This window comes from Pseudomonas sp. Kh14 (assembly GCF_900291005.1).
Classification (GTDB): Bacteria; Pseudomonadota; Gammaproteobacteria; order Pseudomonadales; family Pseudomonadaceae; genus Aquipseudomonas; species Aquipseudomonas alloputida.
In genome coordinates, this window is the sequence record NZ_OLKJ01000239.1 from 1 (window position 1) to 246 (window position 246).

Here is a 246-nt window from a genome sequence, read left to right on the forward strand (position 1 = left end):
CAGAAATCAACATTCGAACTGAATGTTCATTTCTAAGTTCTGACAATTGACTGCGTACGGCGAAAGTGGTGGAGCCAAGCGGGATCGAACCGCTGACCTCCTGCGTGCAAGGCAGGCGCTCTCCCAGCTGAGCTATGGCCCCGTATTCTACGGCTGAACCATGTAATGGTAGGTCTGGGCAGATTTGAACTGCCGACCTCACCCTTATCAGGGGTGCGCTCTAACCAACTGAGCTACAGACCTATA

The 246-nt window shown here is 52.4% G+C and carries 2 tRNA genes; both read right to left on the minus strand.

What is annotated here, in order from left to right:
* Positions 1 to 66: 66 nt before the first annotated feature.
* Positions 67 to 142 (minus strand) — tRNA-Ala (locus FQ668_RS27965).
* A gap of 24 nt (positions 143 to 166) precedes the next feature.
* Positions 167 to 243, minus strand: a tRNA-Ile gene (locus FQ668_RS27970).
* Positions 244 to 246: the final 3 nt, after the last annotated feature.